Annotated in this window: 16 protein-coding genes; 8 read left to right on the top strand and 8 right to left on the bottom strand. The window is 67.8% G+C overall.

The features are described 5' to 3' along the window. The 4 genes from ABE485_RS25485 to ABE485_RS25470 all read left to right on the top strand — a co-directional run. A partial coding sequence (locus tag ABE485_RS25485) for a heavy metal translocating P-type ATPase (RefSeq protein WP_346518028.1) occupies nucleotides 1-2,140 on the top strand: 2,140 nt, incomplete at its 5' end. Between the two features lie 95 nt (nucleotides 2,141-2,235). Further along, nucleotides 2,236-3,135 carry a helix-turn-helix domain-containing protein gene (locus tag ABE485_RS25480; protein WP_346518027.1) on the top strand — a complete coding sequence of 300 codons (900 nt, stop codon included), beginning with the start codon at nucleotides 2,236-2,238 and terminating at the stop codon, nucleotides 3,133-3,135. 168 nt (nucleotides 3,136-3,303) lie between these two features. Further along, nucleotides 3,304-4,293 carry a tripartite tricarboxylate transporter substrate binding protein gene (locus tag ABE485_RS25475; protein WP_346518026.1) on the top strand — a complete coding sequence of 330 codons (990 nt, stop codon included), beginning with the start codon at nucleotides 3,304-3,306 and terminating at the stop codon, nucleotides 4,291-4,293. Between the two features lie 33 nt (nucleotides 4,294-4,326). Continuing rightward, nucleotides 4,327-4,644 carry an NIPSNAP family protein gene (locus tag ABE485_RS25470; protein WP_346518025.1) on the top strand — a complete coding sequence of 106 codons (318 nt, stop codon included), beginning with the start codon at nucleotides 4,327-4,329 and terminating at the stop codon, nucleotides 4,642-4,644. A gap of 48 nt (nucleotides 4,645-4,692) precedes the next feature. Here the strand turns inward: ABE485_RS25470 and speG are convergent, their stop codons facing one another. Both speG and ABE485_RS25460 read right to left on the bottom strand, forming a co-directional pair. Next, a complete protein-coding gene (gene speG / locus ABE485_RS25465; protein WP_346518024.1) occupies nucleotides 4,693-5,277 on the bottom strand; it encodes a spermidine N1-acetyltransferase in 585 nt (194 codons plus the stop codon). A 156-nt stretch (nucleotides 5,278-5,433) separates the two neighbouring features. Continuing rightward, on the bottom strand, nucleotides 5,434-6,165 hold the full coding sequence (locus ABE485_RS25460; RefSeq protein ID WP_346518023.1) for a FadR/GntR family transcriptional regulator: 732 nt from the start codon (nucleotides 6,163-6,165) through the stop codon (nucleotides 5,434-5,436). A gap of 189 nt (nucleotides 6,166-6,354) precedes the next feature. Here ABE485_RS25460 and ABE485_RS25455 point away from each other — a divergent pair, with 189 nt between their 5' ends. From ABE485_RS25455 to ABE485_RS25440, 4 genes are all read left to right on the top strand, one after another. Beyond that, nucleotides 6,355-7,575, top strand: coding sequence for a CaiB/BaiF CoA transferase family protein (locus tag ABE485_RS25455; protein ID WP_346518022.1), 1,221 nt, complete (start codon nucleotides 6,355-6,357; stop codon nucleotides 7,573-7,575). A 96-nt stretch (nucleotides 7,576-7,671) separates the two neighbouring features. Continuing rightward, nucleotides 7,672-8,883 carry an ABC transporter substrate-binding protein gene (locus ABE485_RS25450; protein WP_346518021.1) on the top strand — a complete coding sequence of 404 codons (1,212 nt, stop codon included), beginning with the start codon at nucleotides 7,672-7,674 and terminating at the stop codon, nucleotides 8,881-8,883. A gap of 13 nt (nucleotides 8,884-8,896) precedes the next feature. Next, nucleotides 8,897-9,868, top strand: a complete 972-nt coding sequence (locus ABE485_RS25445; protein WP_346518020.1) for a Bug family tripartite tricarboxylate transporter substrate binding protein — start codon at nucleotides 8,897-8,899, stop codon at nucleotides 9,866-9,868. Between the two features lie 30 nt (nucleotides 9,869-9,898). Beyond that, a complete protein-coding gene (locus tag ABE485_RS25440; RefSeq protein ID WP_346518019.1) occupies nucleotides 9,899-11,050 on the top strand; it encodes an NADH:flavin oxidoreductase/NADH oxidase in 1,152 nt (383 codons plus the stop codon). Here the strand turns inward: ABE485_RS25440 and ABE485_RS25435 are convergent. Genes ABE485_RS25435 through ABE485_RS25410 form a run of 6 tightly spaced genes read right to left on the bottom strand, consistent with a single transcriptional unit; the run spans nucleotide 11,032 to nucleotide 16,528 of the window. Continuing rightward, a complete protein-coding gene (locus tag ABE485_RS25435; protein WP_346518018.1) occupies nucleotides 11,032-12,096 on the bottom strand; it encodes an amidohydrolase family protein in 1,065 nt (354 codons plus the stop codon). The genes ABE485_RS25440 and ABE485_RS25435 overlap by 19 nt on opposite strands. A 14-nt stretch (nucleotides 12,097-12,110) precedes the next feature. Continuing rightward, complete coding sequence (locus ABE485_RS25430; protein ID WP_346518017.1) at nucleotides 12,111-12,785, bottom strand: NAD(P)H-dependent oxidoreductase; 675 nt, start codon at nucleotides 12,783-12,785, stop codon at nucleotides 12,111-12,113. 10 nt (nucleotides 12,786-12,795) lie between these two features. Beyond that, entirely contained in the window at nucleotides 12,796-13,581 is a 786-nt protein-coding gene (locus ABE485_RS25425) for an enoyl-CoA hydratase/isomerase family protein (protein WP_346518016.1), read from the bottom strand. Between the two features lie 12 nt (nucleotides 13,582-13,593). Further along, nucleotides 13,594-14,526 (bottom strand): 3-keto-5-aminohexanoate cleavage protein, encoded by a 933-nt coding sequence (locus tag ABE485_RS25420; protein ID WP_346518015.1) that lies wholly within the window; start codon nucleotides 14,524-14,526, stop codon nucleotides 13,594-13,596. 29 nt (nucleotides 14,527-14,555) lie between these two features. After that, a complete protein-coding gene (locus ABE485_RS25415) occupies nucleotides 14,556-15,752 on the bottom strand; it encodes a CaiB/BaiF CoA transferase family protein (RefSeq protein ID WP_346518014.1) in 1,197 nt (398 codons plus the stop codon). 2 nt (nucleotides 15,753-15,754) lie between these two features. Further along, on the bottom strand, nucleotides 15,755-16,528 hold the full coding sequence (locus ABE485_RS25410) for an enoyl-CoA hydratase/isomerase family protein (protein ID WP_346518013.1): 774 nt from the start codon (nucleotides 16,526-16,528) through the stop codon (nucleotides 15,755-15,757). Between the last annotated feature and the right edge of the window lie 8 nt (nucleotides 16,529-16,536).

Here is a 16,536-nt window from a genome sequence, read left to right as displayed (position 1 = left end):
GCTCTCGGCCGGCCCCGGCCAGGCGCTGGCGCGCCTGCGCATCGGCCAGATGGACTGCCCCACCGAGGAAACGCTGATCCGCAAGAAGCTGGGCGGCCTGGACAGCGTGCATGCGCTGGACTTCAACCTGATGCAGCGCATCCTGACCGTGGTGCATGCCGAAGGCGCGCTGGATCCCATCATCGCCGCCATCAAGTCGCTGGACATGACGCCCGAGCCGCTGGCGGACGGCGCCGCGGGCGCTCCCGCCGCGCCCGCCGCCAAGCCGGTGAACTGGTGGCTGATCGGCGGCGCGGGCGTGCTGGCCGCGCTGTCGGAGTTCTCGCATTTCGCGCAGGGGCCGCTGGTCCTGACGGCCGCGCTGGCCCTGGCCGCCATTTTGGCCTGCGGTGTCAGCACTTACCGCAAGGGCTGGATCGCGGTGCGCAACGGCAACCTGAACATCAACGCCCTGATGAGCATCGCCGTCACCGGCGCGGTGCTCATCGGCCAATGGCCCGAAGCCGCCATGGTGATGTTCCTGTTCAACGTGGCCGAACTCATCGAGGCCCGCTCGCTGGACCGCGCGCGCAACGCCGTGCGCGGCCTGCTGGACCTGGCGCCCGAAACCGCCACCGTGCGCCAGGCGGACGGCACCTGGATCGAGGCGCCCGCCGCCGCGCTGCAGCCGGGCGACAGGGTGCGGGTGCGCCCCGGCGAGCGCATCGCCGCCGACGGCATCGTCGTCAGCGGCAGCTCGGCGGTGGACCAGTCCCCGATCACCGGCGAAAGCCTGCCCGTCGAAAAGGCCCAGGACGATCCCGTCTTCGCCGCCACCGTCAACACCGCCGGCTCCTTCGAATACCGCGTGACCGCCGCGGCCGGCAACACCACGCTGGCGCGCATCATCCACGCGGTGGAACAGGCGCAGGGCGCGCGCGCGCCGACCCAGCGCTTCATCGACCGCTTTTCTCGCATCTACACGCCCGCCGTGGTGGGCATCGCCCTGCTGGTCGCGGTCGTTCCCCCGCTGCTGTGGGGCCAACCCTGGTTCGACGCCATCTACCGCGCGCTGGCGCTGCTGATCATCGCCTGCCCGTGCGCGCTGGTGATCTCGACGCCCGTCAGCATCGTCAGCGGCCTGACCGCGGCCTCGCGCCGCGGCATCCTGGTCAAGGGCGGCGTGTACCTCGAAGAAGGCCGCAACCTGAAATGGCTGGCGCTCGACAAGACCGGCACGCTCACCCACGGCAAGCCGGTGCAGACCGACATCCAGGACTGGGACGCCCCTGAACATGGCCGTCATCCCGCCGCCCTGATCGCGGCCAGCCTGGCGGCCCGTTCGGACCACCCGGTGTCGCTCGCCGTCGCCAACGCCGCGCGCGAGGCCGGCAGCGCGCTGCTGGACGTGGACGCCTTCACCGCCCTGCCCGGCCGCGGGGTCAGCGCCCAGCTCGACGGCGTGACGTACCGGCTGGGCAACCGCCGCCTGATGCGCGAACTGGGCGTCTCCAGCGACAAGCTGGAAGCGCGCCTGGATGAACTGGAAAACCAGGGCAAGAGCGCCATCGCCCTGACCGACGGCAGCCGCGTGCTGGCGTTGGCCGCGGTGGCGGATACGGTCAAGCCCACCAGCGCCGAGGCCGTCGCGGACCTGCACGCGCTGGGCGTGCGCACCCTGATGCTGACGGGCGACAACACGCCCACCGCGCAGGCCATCGCGCGCCAGGTCGGCATCGACGAGGCCCGCGGCGACCAGCTGCCGGAAGACAAGCTGGCCGCCATCGAAAGCAAGCTCGCCCCCGACGCCCGCGTGGGCATGGTGGGCGACGGCATCAACGACGCGCCCGCGCTGGCGCGCGCCGACATCGGCTTTGCGATGGGCGCGGCGGGCACGGGCACCGCCATCGAGACGGCCGACGTGGCCCTCATGGATGACGACCTGCGCAAGATCGGCACGTTCCTGCGCCTGTCGCGCGCCACGCATCGCGTGCTGGTCCAGAACATTGTGCTGGCCCTGGGCATCAAGGCGGTGTTCCTGGCCCTGGCCATGACGGGCAACGCGACCCTGTGGATGGCGGTGTTCGCCGACGTGGGCGCCAGCCTGCTGGTGGTGGCCAACGGCCTGCGGCTGCTGCGGGCGGCGCCGGCAGGCCATTGAAACTGGCGGCACGCCGACGCGGGCATGGCGGGAGTTTCCCCTTATGATGGCGAAAAACAGAGCCGCCCCGTGCGCGCCGTCAAGGAGACTTCCGCTTGTCCGCAGGCTCGCATTCGCCCCACCCGGAACCCTTTCCCACCTTTGAATCATCCGATTTTTCGGGCGAGGGGTCGTTCTACTTCGACCTGGTGCGCCTGCAGGACCGCGAAGATATTCCGCGCGGTTTCCTGCACCGCCACAACTACTACCACCTGCTCTGGATGAGCGAGGCGCGCGGCACGCACATGCTGGATTTCGAGCAGCACGAAGTGCGCGACCACTCCGTTTTCTTCCTGTCGCCCGGCCAGATCCACGCCTGGACCTCGTCCGTCAAGCCGCGCGGCTATGTGCTGAACATCAGCACGGACTTCTTCGCGCACATGTTCCCGCGCGCGGACGACATCGCCAAGTTTCCCTTCTTCCATGTGGCCGGCGGTTCGCCGGTCCTTTATCTTTCGCGCGAGCAGCATGACGGCATGCTGCCGCTGCTGGGCGAAATCGAGCGCGAGACGCGCGACCGCCAGACCGGCCGCTTCGACGTGGTGCGCTCGTACCTGCTGATCCTGCTGACGCAGCTGCGCCGCCTTTATCCCGCCGATGAGCGCGAGACCGCCGCCGGCCCCGGCTATCCGCTGGCCCGGCGGTTCACAATGCTGATCGAAGACCACTACCTGGAATTCAACGCCATCCGGCAGTACGCGGATGCGCTGTGCGTCAGCGAGCGCCAGCTCAACGAGGCGGTCAAGCGCAGCGTGGGGCGCACCGCCAGCCAGCTGGTGCAGGAGCGCATCGCCCTCGAGGCCAAGCGCCTGCTCAGCAATACCGCCCTGGGCATTGCCGAGATCGCGTTCAAGCTGAACATCGAAGACCCGGCCTACTTCGCCCGCTTCTTCAAGAAGCGCACCGGCTGCACGCCCGGCGACTTCCGCAGAAAGCACTACCGCCCCATCGAATGAGGGCGGCGCCCGGCAGCGGCGCGGAAAAGTGCAACACAAGCTCCGATCTGTCCTAACGCGGCCGCCCCGGGGCTGCGTAAAGTCGGTCAAGTCCGGGAACGTACTGCCGCCCGCCGCCCCTGGTAACGGCGCCCCGACGACATAAAAAATCCAACACTGGAGACAGACATGCATACCCCACTGCCCTTCCTGCGGCGGTTGAGCGCTGGCGCGCTGCTGGCCGCCGCGTCGCTGGGCGCTGCCGCGCCCGCCCTGGCCGCCGGCTATCCCGAACGGCCCTTGCGCATCATCGTTCCCTTCGCCGCGGGCGGCGCCACCGACGTGATCGCGCGCACCGTGGCGCAGTCCATGTCCACGCGCCTGGGCCAGCCCGTGGTGGTCGAAAACAAGGCCGGCGCCAACGGCAACATCGGCGCCGTCATGGCGGCGCGGTCCGAACCCGACGGCTACACCCTGCTGATGGCGACGTCCAGCCATGCCATCAATGCGACGCTCTATCACCAACTGGACTACAGCCTGACGCGCGACTTCGCGGGGCTGTCGAACCTGGCGTCGGTGCCCTTACTGCTGGTGGTGAACCCGTCGGTGCCGGCCAGGACGCCGCAGGAACTGGCCGCCTATGCCAAGGCGAACGGCAACCGGGTGAACTACGCCTCCGGCGGCACCGGCACCGCGTCGCACCTGGCCGGCGCCCAGTTCAATTCGCTGGCGGGCGCGCAGATGACGCACGTGCCCTACAAGGGCGGCTCGCAAGCGCTCAATGACCTGATGGGCGGCCAGGTCCAGATCATGTTCGCCAATTTGCCCGAAGTGCTGTCGCAGGTGCAGGCGGGACGTCTCACGCCGATCGCGGTCACCGGCACGCAGCGCCACGCCGCCTTGCCCGACGTGCCCGCGTTTTCCGAGACGCCCTACACGGCCATGAACGCCCGTTCATGGTTCGGCCTGTTCGTTCCCGCGGCCACGCCCGCGCCCGTCGTGGAAAAGCTGTCGCTGGCCATCACGCAAGGCGTGGCGGACCCCGCCGTGCAGGACAAGCTGAAGGGCCTGGGCGCGGATCCCGTGGGCGACGGCCATGCCGCCTTCCAACAGTATGTAAACCAGGAAGTGGAACGCTGGAGCACGCTGGTGAAGCAGTCCGGCGCCACGGCCGACTAATGTGCTTTCCGCAACACCTATCAAGGATGGACCATGCTTTACGACGTACGTACCTATACCTGCCGCGCCGGCACCATCAAGAAACATCTGGCGCTCTATGCCGAGCACGGCTACGAGGTGCAGAGCCGGCATCTGGGCAAGCCGCTCGCCTACATGCAGACCGAGACGGGCAACGTCAACACCTACATGCATATCTGGGTCTATGACAGCGCCGCGGACCGCGACGCCAAGCGCCAGGCCCTGCAGAAGGATCCGGCCTGGGCGACATACCTGGCCAAGAGCGCGGACGCCGGCTATCTGATCAGCCAGGAAAACCGCCTGATGACCCCCACGGCGTTCTTCAAGCCCTGAAGCCGTCGCGCCGCCGCGCGCCGGCCGCGGGCGGCCCTGGCGGCGGCGCTATCCCGCCTGTTCTTCCTGCGGCCAGTCTCTCAGCACGGGCGCGTCCGGCGCGCCCGGTCCCACGTCGCGCAGATGGTCGTGCTGCAGCAGGGCCATGCGGTAGGCGTCGCGGTAGGCGCCGTTGGAAAAGAACTCTTCCTTCAGCAGGCCTTCGATCTGGAAACCGCAGCGCTCGTAGATGTGCACGGCGGCGGTATTGTCCTTGTCCACCACCAGGTACACCTTGTGCAGGTTCAGCACGCGGAACGCATAGCCCACCGCGATGCGGGTCGCGGCCTTGGCGTAGCCCCTGCCCTGGTAGCTGGGCGCGATGATGATCTGGAATTCGGCGCGCCGGTGGATGTAGTCGATCTCCACCAGTTCGACCAGGCCCGCGGGCTGCCCGGTGTCGTGTTCGATGATGAAGCGCCGCTCGTTCTGGTCGTGCAGGTGGCGGTCGTACAGCGCGACCAGTTCGTCGTAGGCCTCGTAGGGCTCTTCGAACCAGTAGCGCATGATGACGTCGTTATTGTTGATCTTGTGCACGAAGTGCAGGTCGCCGCGTTCTAGCGGGCGTATTTTGATATCGGATGCGACCGACATGATGACCTCGGAATGACCGCTGATGTGAGGCCATTCTATGTCAATCCGAGGGATCTTCCGCCGCATGCCGCTCTGCGCGGTCAGCTCGGCACATTGGCCAAGCGTTCCCCCCGGGTCCGCCCTTTCCCGCGCAGGGAAACGAATAGGACCGCGCGCCTACAGCGTCAACCCCGCCTTGCGCGCACGTTCGGAATAGGCCTTGACGTGCCGTTCGGTGCGACGGCCGGCCGCCGCGACGTCGCCGTCCGCGATGGCCTGGAAGATGCGCTGGTAGACGTGGATGATTTCCTTGCGGCTGTCCTCGGACGTGAAGTCCTCGACCCCCGACAAATCATGGATCAGTTCTGCCAGCGACGTCATGAACACCCGCAGCAGCTCATTGTGGCTGGCGGTGGAAACTCCGTAGATCCACTTGCGCGTCTCGGCCAGGAAACACGCCGGATCCTGGGCGGCGGGCGCCGCGATGCGTTCCAGCACGCCCTTCAACTCCGCCAGGTCTTCGTCGTTCCGGTTGGCCGCGGCCAGCATCGCGATCCGGGGTTCGAGCGATTCGCGGGCCTCCAGCAACGCCTCCAGGGGCAGCTTGCGGCCGCGCGCATAGACCCGGAAATGACGCGCGAACATTTCATCCGACGGCTGGCAGACGAACGAACCGCCGTAACGCCCCAGACGCGTCTGCACCAGGCCTTCGGCCTCCAGGATGCGCAGTCCCTCGCGGATCGCATTGCGGCTGATGCCGGTCTGCGCGACCAGGTCGCGCTCGGCCGGCAGCTGCGTGCCGGCGGGGTAGACGCCGGACAGGATCTGGTTGCGCAGCCGGGCCGCAAGCATGTCGCAGGACTTGGGGACGTCGATCAGCCCGAGCGTGTCGAAATCGCCAGATGCCATGTTGAATTCCTTATGGTTGGAATATGTATTTCTTGAACCATTGTATTGCGCCATCGCCGCCACTTCCCAGTTGCCCTTGCGCCCAGCGCGTCCCCGGCACAGACCCGATTGACTTTCATCTGGACGATTTCCATAATGATAAAACTTTAGATCAATGTAATATATAAACCATTGAACCAAGGAGGCGGCATGGACTTCCCTTTGGCTGGGCTCAAAGTGCTGGATCTTTCCAAAGTGCTGGCCGGGCCATTGTGTGCCCAGATGCTGAGCGACTTTGGCGCCGAGGTCGTCAAGGTCGAACCCATCGGCATCGGGGACGAAACGCGCCACTGGCCGCCCTATGACGCCCACGGCAACGGGGCCGTGTTCCTGTCTGCCAACCGCAACAAGCGCAGCATCGCCCTGGACCTGAAGAGCCCGCGCGGCCAGGAAGTCGCACGGCGCCTGGCCGCGGACGCCGACGTGGTCATCGAAAGCTACGCGCCCGGGGTTGCCGGCAGATTGGGGGTCGGCCGGGACGCGCTGCGCGCCCTGAACCCGCGCCTGGTCTATTGCAGTATTTCCGGTTACGGACAACAGGGCCCCTTGAGCGCCTTGCCCGGCTACGATCTCATCCTGCAGGCCTTCAGCGGCATGCTGGAGATCACGGGGGAAGAGAACGGCGGCCCGGTGCGTTCACCCATGTCGCCGATCGACCAGGCCACCGGCATGAACGCCCTGTCCGGCATTCTTGCCGGGCTGGTGCAGCGTGGCCGCACGGGACAGGGCACGGCCCTGGAAGTCTCGCTCTTTGACAGCGCGGTCGGGCTGCTCGGCTATACCCTGCAGAACTATTGGCAGTCGGGCAGGCTGCCCGGCAAATCGGGATCCGGGCACCCGTCGTTGTGCCCGTACCAGGTGTTTCACGCCCAGGACCGCGACATCCTCATCGGCATTCCGAACGACAACCTGTGGGGCCGCTTCTGCAAGGCGGCCGGCGTGCCGGAAGCCGCCAGCGACCCGCGTTTTGCCACCAACGGCGCCCGGGTGAAGCATGCCGCCGAAACGATTGAATTCGTGCAGAAGCTGGCGGCCACGCGCAGCTGCGACGACTGGCTGGAACGCCTGACCGCGGCCGGCGTGCCGGCGGCGCCGCTGAACACCCTGCAGGACCTGCTGGATCACCCCCACATGCGGGCGCGGGGCATGGTGCTGGACTTTGCCGGCCAGGCCGCAGGCCACACCATTGCGGCTCCCGTGGCCTTCGAAGACGCACGCCCGGCCTTGCGCAGCAATCCCCCGCAACTGGGGGAACACACCCGGGACATTCTTTCCGAATTGGGCTATGGCCCGGACGACATCGGCGCGCTGTTGCAGGACGGCGTGGTTCAGCACCGCAGCGCCCCAGCCTCGCAAGACGGACACAGATAGGCAGCACGGCCGCCGCGCCCCGCAGGCGCGGCAAGATCAAGGCGCACCGCCAGAGCGCGCCCCAAAACAACTACCGCAATCCGCGGAGGAGACATCATGAAGACACGCTTGCACTTGGCAAGGCTGGGCGGCGCCTGGCTGCTGGGCCTGTGCGCCATCGCTCCGGCGGCGGCACAACCCGTGAAAATCGGCCTGCTCAGCGATATGGGCGGCACCTTCAGCGCCTTGGGCGGCGCGGGCTCGTGCGCCGCCGCCAAGATGGCCGCCGAGGACTTCGGCGGCAAAGTGCTGGACCGGCCGATCGAAATCCTGTGCGCCGACCATCAGAACAAGGTGGAGATCGCCGCAAGCCTGGCGCGCAAGTGGATGGACCATGAAGGCGTCACCGCACTGGCGGACATCGCGTCCAGTGCGGCCGCGCTGGCGATCCAGCAGGCGGCCACGGAATCGAAGAAGGCGGTGGTGCTGACGTCGGCGTCCGGCACGGAATCGCTGGTCAATTCCGCGTGCTCGCCGGTGGGGGCCGTGTGGGCATGGAACACCCGTTCCCAGGCGATGAGCACGGTCCAGGGCGCCATGAAGGAAGGCGGCAAGAAGTGGTTCTTCATCACCGTCGACTACACCTTCGGCCATGCGCTGGAGCGCGACGCGTCCAAGTATGTCCTCGCCAACGGCGGCACGGTCGTGGGCAAGGTGCGGCACCCGCTGAACACCACGGACTTTTCATCCTACCTGCTGCAGGCGCAGGCCTCGGGAGCGGACGTGGTGGCGCTGGCCACCGGCGGCGCCGACCTGGTGACCGCCATCAAGCAGGCCCAGGAGTTCGGCCTGACGCGCGGCAAGCAGAAAGTGGTGTCCTTCATTACGTTCCTGACCGACATCCACGCGCTGGGCCTGCAGCGCGCCCAAGGCCTGGTGCTGACCACATCGTTCTATTGGGACCTGAACGACGAGACCCGGGCCTGGGCCAAGCGCTTTTTCGACATCCGCAAGGCCATGCCCACCATGGTGCAGGCCAGCGTCTATTCCAGCGTCGGTCACTACCTGAAGGCGGTGCAGGCGGCCGGCTCCACGGATGCCGTGACGGTGATGCAGAAGATGCGGGAAATACCGGTCAACGACGTCTTCACCCACAACGGCAAGCTGCGCGAAGACGGCGTCATGCTGCACGACATGCTGGTGGCGCAGGTCAAGACGCCGCAGGAATCCAAGGCGCCCTGGGACTACTACAAGATCCTGTCCACCTTGCCCGCCGACCAGGTCTACTGGCCCCTCTCCGAAAGCGAATGCCCGCTGGTCAAGAAATAAAGGGAGACCTGCCATGCGTATCCGCAACCTTTTGCTGGCGGGGCTCGCCATGCTGCTCCTGGGCACCGCCCAGGCCGCCGACCCGGCCGCCGATTTCCCCAACCGCCCCATCCGCCTGGTCATTTCCTTTCCTGCGGGATCAGGGTCCGACATCATTGCCCGCTACCTGGGCAAGCACGTCAGCGCGACGCTGGGGCAGCCCATCGTCGTGGAGCCCAAGGTGGGCGCCCAGGGCAGCGTCGCCGCACGCGAGGTCGCGCGGGCCAAGCCCGACGGCTACACCTTGCTGCTGGGCACCAACTCGACCCACGCGGCCAATTTCTACATGATGAAGGACATCGGCTACGACCCGGTCAAGGATTTCAGCCCGGTCACCCAGCTGACCTCGAACCCGCTCATGCTGGTCGTGCGGTCGGACCTGCCCGCCCGGGACATGCCGGAATTCCTGCAATACGCGCGGGCGCGCCCCGGCCAGTTGAACTACGGCACCGGCAATTCCGGCGGCCTGGCCGCCGCGCAGCTCCTCAAGACGCTGACCGGCATCCAGACCATGGGCATCCCCTACCCCGGCACGCCCCAGGCGGTCACCGACCTGATCGGCGGAAGGCTGGACTACATGATCACCGACGTCATGGTCACGCGCCCCTACCTGGAAAGCGGCAAGCTGCGCGCGTTGGGCGTCACCAGCCGGGAACGGCTGCCCTCCAGCCCGGACGTGGCGCCGCTTGCCGAACTGGGCGTCGAAGGCTATGAGTTCGCCTCCTGGGTGGGCTTGTTCGCGCCCGCCGGCACGCCGCCGGGCGTGGTGGCCAAGATCAACGCCGCGTTCGTGCAGGCGCTGAAGGCCCCGGACACCAGGCAGTTCTTCGACAGCATGGGCATGCTGCCCGCGCCCTGCACGCCGCAGGAATTCTCGGCCTACATCCGCGCCCAGCTCGACCTGTGGGGCAAGCTGACGCGCGATGCCGGCGTCTCCGTCCTCTAGTCCCATCCCGCTGATTCCAGGAGCCTGCCCGTGCCCCCTGCCGACAACCTGCTGTTCACTCCCTACACCTTGCGTGGCCTGACCTTCGCCAACCGCATCGTCATCTCGCCGATGAGCCAGTACTCCGCGGTCGAGGGCAAGGTGCAGCCCTGGCACCGCGAGCACACGCTGGCGCAGGCCCGAGGCGGCGCCGCGGCGTTCATGGTCGAGGCGTCGGCCGTCACGCGGGACGGGCGCGGCACATGGGGCGACCTGGGCATCTGGAACGACGACCACATCGAGGGGCTGCGCGAACTGGCCGACATCATCGCGCGCCAGGGCGCGATCCCCGCCATCCAGATCGGCCATGCGGGCCGCAAGGCCAGCACGCAACGCCCCTGGGAAGGCAACCGGCCGCTGGCCACGGCCCACGGCGACGAGCCGGCCTGGCCCACGCTGGGCGCCGATGCGATCCCGATCGCGCCGGGCATGGACCCGCCCAGGCGCCTGGACGCGGACGGACTGGCCGGAATCTGCGGCGCCTTTGCCGCGGCGGCCCGGCGCGCAGCAAAGGCCGGCTACCGCATGGTCGAAGTGCATGCCGCGCACGGATACCTGCTGCACAGCTTCCTGTCGCCCCTGTCCAACCGGCGCGAAGACGAGTACGGCGGTTCGCTGGAAAACCGCATGCGCTTTCCGCTGGCCGTGGTCCGGGCCGTGCGCGACGCGCTGCCGGCGGACTGTGTGCTGTCGGTGCGCATATCGGCGGTCGACGGCGCCAGCGGCGGCTGGACCCTGGCCGACTCGATCGAGCTGGCCCGCCGGTTCAAGGCGCTGGGCGTGGATATCGTGGACTGCTCATCCGGTGGAATCCTGGGGCCGGCCACGGCGTCCACGGACCCGCAAGCGGTCCGGCGCGGGCCGGGCTTCCAGGTTCCCTTCGCCAATGCCGTCAAGCACGAAGCGGGCATTCCCACCTTGGCGGTGGGCCTCATCGTGCAGGCCAGCCAGGCCCAGGCCATCCTGGCCGAAAACAAGGCGGACCTGATCGCCATCGGTCGCCAGGCCCTGGTCGATCCGCACTGGCCCCTGCGCGCGCGGCGCGAGCTGGGCCTGGATCCGGACTATGCTGCCTGGCCGCGGCAATATGGCTGGTGGCTGGCCCGGCGCCCGGAGACCGGGCCTCAGACGTCCAATCGGTAGACGCGCCGCGCCGTGTCCATGAACAGGGCGCGGCGCTCGTCCTCGGTCAGATCCCGGGTTGCGATCTTGAACGCGTTCCACAAGGCGTTGTAGTCGCAGGACTGCCTGTCCACCGGGAAATTGCTTTCGAACAGGCAGCGCTGCGGCCCGAAGCGCTCAAGGCAGACATCGATGTAGGGCTTCCATAGGCGCGCCAGTTCGGCCGATCCGGCAGGCCCATCGGCTTTCTCGAATCCAAAGCCGAATACCGGCATGCCCATGCCGCCAACCTTCACCACCACATTGGCGCAGCGCGCGACCTGCGCCATGCTCTGGCTCCATTCGGAAAAGGCCTGCTCGCGCCGGCCGCCGTAGGCGTCCACGCCCAACACGCCGCCAACATGGTTGAGCACGATGCAGGTGTCGGGGAACGCGCGCGCCAGCTGCACCAGATCGTCCAGCTGCGGGTGGTACATCCAGGCATCGAAGCTCAGGCCCATGCGCGCCAGTTCGGCAAAGCCGGCGCGAAAATCCGCCTGGCCCATCAGGTGGACCGGCACGGGATGCCTGATATGGCGGCCCACCGCGCCGTCCGCATGAGCGACCTGGTGGCGGATGCCGCGCAACCTGCCGCCCGAAGCCGCCTGCGCGGCCCGCAGCACATCGCCCACCGCGGCGCCCAGGCGCAGATCGGCATGCGCCACGATGCCTGCCGCGATGCGGCAGGGTCCGTAGGTTCCGCTGTCGGCGATCGCCCCCATGCCCGCCGCGAACTCCACTTCGCCCACCGGCCGCAGGGACGCCGGCCCTTGCGCCCGCCACATGGAGGCAGCCTCGACGTAGACGGTGGCCACGATGTTGTGGCCGCCCTGGATGTCTTGCAGGAAGTCGGGAAGCAGGTAGCGGTTGCCCGCTGCCGGGAAATCCCACAGGTGATGATGGGCGTCGATGATGGGCAGCTCGGGTTCCAGCGCGGCCTCGCGCCGCGTCCGGCCCAGCCAGGATTCCAGGTCGGCGGTGCTGCGCGGCTGGTTGCCGGTGTAGCCGCTGTCGGGTGTGGGATGCATGGGGGCCTCGGAGGTCAGGAGGACTGGGCGCGGGACCGGGCCGGTCCGAAATGCGCCGCCAGGTGGTCACGGTATTGCTGCAGATAGGCGCTGCGCGCCTGCGGGCTGACCCGCGCCACCGCGTAGGCGGCAAAGGGCGGCAGGACGCCCATGCCGACATACGGGAACAGGCCCTTCTGCAGCGGCAGCAAGGTGCCTTCCAGATCCGCGTAGCCGCGCGGCGCATCGTCCGAAAAGCGCTCGGCGGGACTGCCCGTGGTGATGGTCACCATGGCGTTGCGGCCCTTGAGCGCGCCCTTCTCGAAACGCCGGTCGCTGTCGTAGGCGAATCCCACCGACATGACGCGGTCTATCCAGCCTTTCAGGATGGCGGGCGGCCCGAACCACCACAGCGGAAAGTTCAGCATGACGACATCGCACCAAAGCAGCTTTTCGTGTTCGGCCGCGATCTGCGCGCAATAGCTTTGCTGCTGATGGGCAATGCGCTGTTCGCGCTGGTACTCGAAGGGCACGTCATCGACCTCGTGCTCGAAGTCGTCGACGTCGCCGACCGGCGAGAAGTCCATGCGGTACAGATCGGACACCTGCACCCGGTGGCCCAGGTCCGCCAGGGTCTGGCACGCCGCATCGCGCAGCGCGCCGCAAAAGCTGGCCGGCTCGGGGTGGGCAAATACGATAAGCACATTCATGGGCGGTTCCCTAGCGGCCGCTGAACGCGGGAGGTCGTTTCGCCAGGAAGGCCTGCACGCCCTCCTGGTGGTCCTGGCCCAGCACGGCCAGCCCCTGCGAGGTCGCTTCCAGGTCCAGGAAGGCTTCCAGCGTGGGCACCGTCATGGCCTTGAACATGCGCTTGGCCAGGCCGAAGGCCATGGTCGGCCCCCGGGCCAGGGTCAGTGCAAGATCGGCCGCGGCGGCGTCCAGCTCCGCGTCGGGAACCACCCGGCACACCAGGCCCAGCGCCTTCGCCTCGGCCGCATCCAGGGTGCAGCCGCTGAAGACAAGTTCCTTGGCCTTCATCATCCCGAGCGCCTGCGTCAGGAAGTAGACGGCGCCGCCATCGGGCGCCAGGCCCACGTTCTTGAAGACCATGGAAAAGCGCGCGGTTTCCGAGGCCACGATCATGTCGCTGGCCAGCGCCATGCTGAATCCCACGCCCGCCACGGGCCCGCGCACCGCCGCCACGACGGGCTTGTCCAGATTGGCGATGGCGGCGATTGCGCGATGCAGGCGGCGAAAGCGTTCGCGGGTGCTGAAGGCGGTGAAGCTGCCCAGGTTGTTGACGTCGCCGCTGGCGCAGAATCCGCGGCCGGCGCCCGTCAGGATGACCGCGCGCACCTCGTCGCGGAAGGCGAGATCCAGAAAAACGTCGCCCAAGCGCTGCTTTACCGGTTCGGTCAGCGCGTTGAGGCGCTCGGGACGATTCAGGCGGACCGTGGCGAGCGGCCCGTCCTCCGTCACTTGGACTTCCAGGTCAGCCGTCGTCATGGCCGCCCCCCGTCAGAAGGCCACTGATGCCGCGCCCTTGAGCGCGAGCATCTGCCGGGCCTCGTCGGGCGTGGCCACGGCCATGCCCAGGCCCTCGATGATCCCCCGCACGATCCGCACCTGCTCGGCGCTGCCCTGCGCCAGGCGGCCGGGCCCGGCCCACAGCGAATCCTCCAGGCCAACCCGCACATTGCCGCCCCCCGCCAGGGCGATGGACGCGACCTTCATCTGCGCGGCGCCCGCCCCCAGCACGGACCACTGGAACTGGTCTCCGAACAGGCGGTCGGCCGTGCGCTTCAGGTGCTGCACGTCTTCGGGGTGGGTGCCGATTCCGCCCAGGATCCCGAACACCGTCTGGATGAACAGCGGGCCCTTGACCAGGCCGCGATCCAGGAAATGGCGCAAGGTGTAGAGGTGGCTGGTGTCGTAGCACTCGAATTCGAAGCGCGTGCCGTTGGCCGTGCCCACCTGCAGGATGTGCTCGATATCCTTGAACGTATTGCGAAACACCAGTTCCCGAGAATTTTCCAGATGCTCGCGCTCCCACTCGTGCTGGAAGGTCTTGTACTTGTCCAGCAAATGGTAAAGCCCGAAATTCATGGACCCCATGTTCAGCGACGCCAGTTCGGGCTTGAACGTGGCGGTGGGCCGCAGGCGTTCTTCCACGGTCATGTAGGGACTGCCGCCCGTCGTGATGTTGACCACCGCGTCGCAGCGGCGCTTGATGTCGGCAAGGAATGGCGCGAAGGCCTCCGGCGTCTGGTCCGGCTTGCCGTTCCGGGGATTGCGCGCGTGCAGATGCAGGATCGCCGCACCTGCCTCGGCGGCGGCCACGGCGTCGTCGGCGATCTGTTCAGCCGTCACCGGCAGGTAGCGCGACATGGACGGGGTGTGGATCGCGCCCGTGACGGCGCAAGAGATGATGACTTTCCGGGTGTTTGCCATGCTTGTCTCCTGTTGTCTGTGCCGGCGCGTCAGATCACGCCGTCCGCGCGCAATTGCGCCAGTTCGGCATCGGCCAGCCCAAGCCAGTCGCCGAACACTTCATCGTTGTGCTGTCCCAGTTCGCCGCTGGGTTCGATCGGCGGCAGGTCCGAGCCCTCATAGCGCATCGGGGACCGCGGCAGCGTCACCCGGCCATAGAGCGGGTGGTCGACCTCTTGCAGGAAGCCGCGTTCATGCAGATGCGCATCCGAGGTCACCTCTTCCAGGTCGCGCACCGGCGCGCACGGCACCCGCTGCGCCTGAAGCAGCCGGACGAGCTCGGCCTTGCTCAGCGCGCGGGTGAATTCCGAGATCATCGCGTCCACGGTATCCATGTTCTGCACCCGGGCCTTCAGCGTGGAGAAGCGTTCGTCCTGCGCCAGGTCCTGCCGGTTCAGGGCGGCCAGCAGGCCGGTCCAGTGTGTCTCGCCCACGCACAGGATGGCGATGTGGCCGTCGGATGTCGGATAGACGTTGTAGGGCGATTCGGCCAACCCGCCGTGGCGGTTGCCCGTGCGCACGGGGGCTTGCCCGCCTGTGCCGTACCACAGGCCCAGGCTGGAGCTCAGCGACGCGTACACCGCTTCCAGCATGGCCACCTCGACCCGGCGGCCCAGGCCGGTGCGCTCGCGTTCGAACAGCGCCGTGAGCACCGCGCCGTACAGGTGCACGCCGCCCGAGAAGTCGCACACGGCGGGGCCGGCGCGAACCGGCGCCCGGTCGGCAAAGCCGGTCACGCTCATGATTCCCGACACCGCCTGCACCGTCAGGTCCATGGCCGGCAGGTCGCGATAGGCGCCAGACAGGCCATAGCCGGAGCCCGAGGCATAGATCAGCCGGGGATTGACCTCGCGCAGCGCGTCGTACCCCACGCCCAGCCGGTCCATCACGCCGGGGGCAAAATTCTCCAGCACGACGTCGCTGCGCGCCACCAGATCGCGCAGCAGTTCACGGCCGCGCGGCTGCTTGAGGTTGAGCGACACGAAGCGCTTGTTGGAATTGAGCATGGCGAAGGGCAACGCCGCCCCGCCCACCACGCTGCGCCGGCGCAGGTTTTCGCCGCCGGGCGGCTCGACCTTGATGACCCGGGCGCCGGCCATGGCCATCAGGAACGTGGCGTACGGGCCGTTGTAGATCTGGCCCAGGTCCACGACAGTCAAGCCATGCAAGGGAAGATCACGGCTCATGGCTAGCGCCCCTGGAAACGCGCGGGGCGCTTCTCGGCGAATGCCGCCGGCCCTTCCTTGGCGTCGACCGTCTCCTGCAGCAGGCGATTGACCAGCAGTTCAACCCGCAAGCCGGTCTGCAGATCCATGTCCCGGCTGCGCAGCGCCAGCTCCTTGGCCGCCTGCACCGCCAGGGGCGCGTTGGCGGCAATGCGCCGCGCGTAGTCCATGGCCGCATCCATCAGCTGTTCGCGCGGCACCACCTTGTTGATCAGCCCCCAACGCAACGCCGTCTGCGCGTCGATGGCGTCGCCGGTCAGCGTCAGTTCCATGGCCAGGGCATAGGGAATCTGCGACATGACGCGCTGGGTGCCGCCGTTGCCGGCCACGATTCCGCGCTTGACCTCGGCCAGGCTGAAGGTGGCGTGCTCCGCCGCCACGCGGATATCGGTGGCGAACAGCAAGGTCGTGCCGCCGCCCAGCGACAGGCCGTTGACCGCGGCGATCACGGGCTTCCAGACCTCCAGGCCGCGGTTGAGCAGCTGGTCTCGCTGGGTCAGCCACATCTGCTCCAGCGGCGTGGGCGCGGAGACGAACGTCTTGATGTCGGCGCCGGCGGTGAAGGCCCGGTCGCCGGCCCCGGTAATGATGGCCACGCGCACGGCGTTGTCGTCGCGCACCCGCTGCCACGCGGCGGACAGGGCCTGGTAGTGCTCCAGGTCCATGGCATTCATGCGTTCGGGCCGATTGATGGTGATGACGGCAATGCCGTCCTCGACAACGTAATCGATAGACATAGCGACCT

Source organism: Achromobacter spanius (genome assembly GCF_039673305.1).
Taxonomy (GTDB): domain Bacteria; phylum Pseudomonadota; class Gammaproteobacteria; order Burkholderiales; family Burkholderiaceae_B; genus Achromobacter; species Achromobacter spanius_F.
Note: the sequence above shows the minus strand (reverse complement) of the source record. Positions and strands in the feature narration are given on the sequence as shown.

Excerpts from the sequence above, each read along its gene's own strand:
- ABE485_RS25470 (WP_346518025.1), top strand. The coding sequence starts at position 4,327 with ATGCTTTACGACGTACGTACCTATACCTGCCGCGCCGGCACCATCAAG.
- ABE485_RS25450 (WP_346518021.1), top strand. The coding sequence starts at position 7,672 with ATGAAGACACGCTTGCACTTGGCAAGGCTGGGCGGCGCCTGGCTGCTG.
- ABE485_RS25415 (WP_346518014.1), bottom strand. The coding sequence starts at position 15,752 with ATGAGCCGTGATCTTCCCTTGCATGGCTTGACTGTCGTGGACCTGGGC.
- ABE485_RS25460 (WP_346518023.1), bottom strand. The coding sequence starts at position 6,165 with ATGGCATCTGGCGATTTCGACACGCTCGGGCTGATCGACGTCCCCAAG.
- ABE485_RS25430 (WP_346518017.1), bottom strand. The coding sequence starts at position 12,785 with ATGAATGTGCTTATCGTATTTGCCCACCCCGAGCCGGCCAGCTTTTGC.
- ABE485_RS25445 (WP_346518020.1), top strand. The coding sequence starts at position 8,897 with ATGCGTATCCGCAACCTTTTGCTGGCGGGGCTCGCCATGCTGCTCCTG.
- ABE485_RS25475 (WP_346518026.1), top strand. The coding sequence starts at position 3,304 with ATGCATACCCCACTGCCCTTCCTGCGGCGGTTGAGCGCTGGCGCGCTG.
- ABE485_RS25410 (WP_346518013.1), bottom strand. The coding sequence starts at position 16,528 with ATGTCTATCGATTACGTTGTCGAGGACGGCATTGCCGTCATCACCATC.
- ABE485_RS25420 (WP_346518015.1), bottom strand. The coding sequence starts at position 14,526 with ATGGCAAACACCCGGAAAGTCATCATCTCTTGCGCCGTCACGGGCGCG.
- speG (WP_346518024.1), bottom strand. The coding sequence starts at position 5,277 with ATGTCGGTCGCATCCGATATCAAAATACGCCCGCTAGAACGCGGCGAC.
- ABE485_RS25425 (WP_346518016.1), bottom strand. The coding sequence starts at position 13,581 with ATGACGACGGCTGACCTGGAAGTCCAAGTGACGGAGGACGGGCCGCTC.
- ABE485_RS25455 (WP_346518022.1), top strand. The coding sequence starts at position 6,355 with ATGGACTTCCCTTTGGCTGGGCTCAAAGTGCTGGATCTTTCCAAAGTG.
- ABE485_RS25435 (WP_346518018.1), bottom strand. The coding sequence starts at position 12,096 with ATGCATCCCACACCCGACAGCGGCTACACCGGCAACCAGCCGCGCAGC.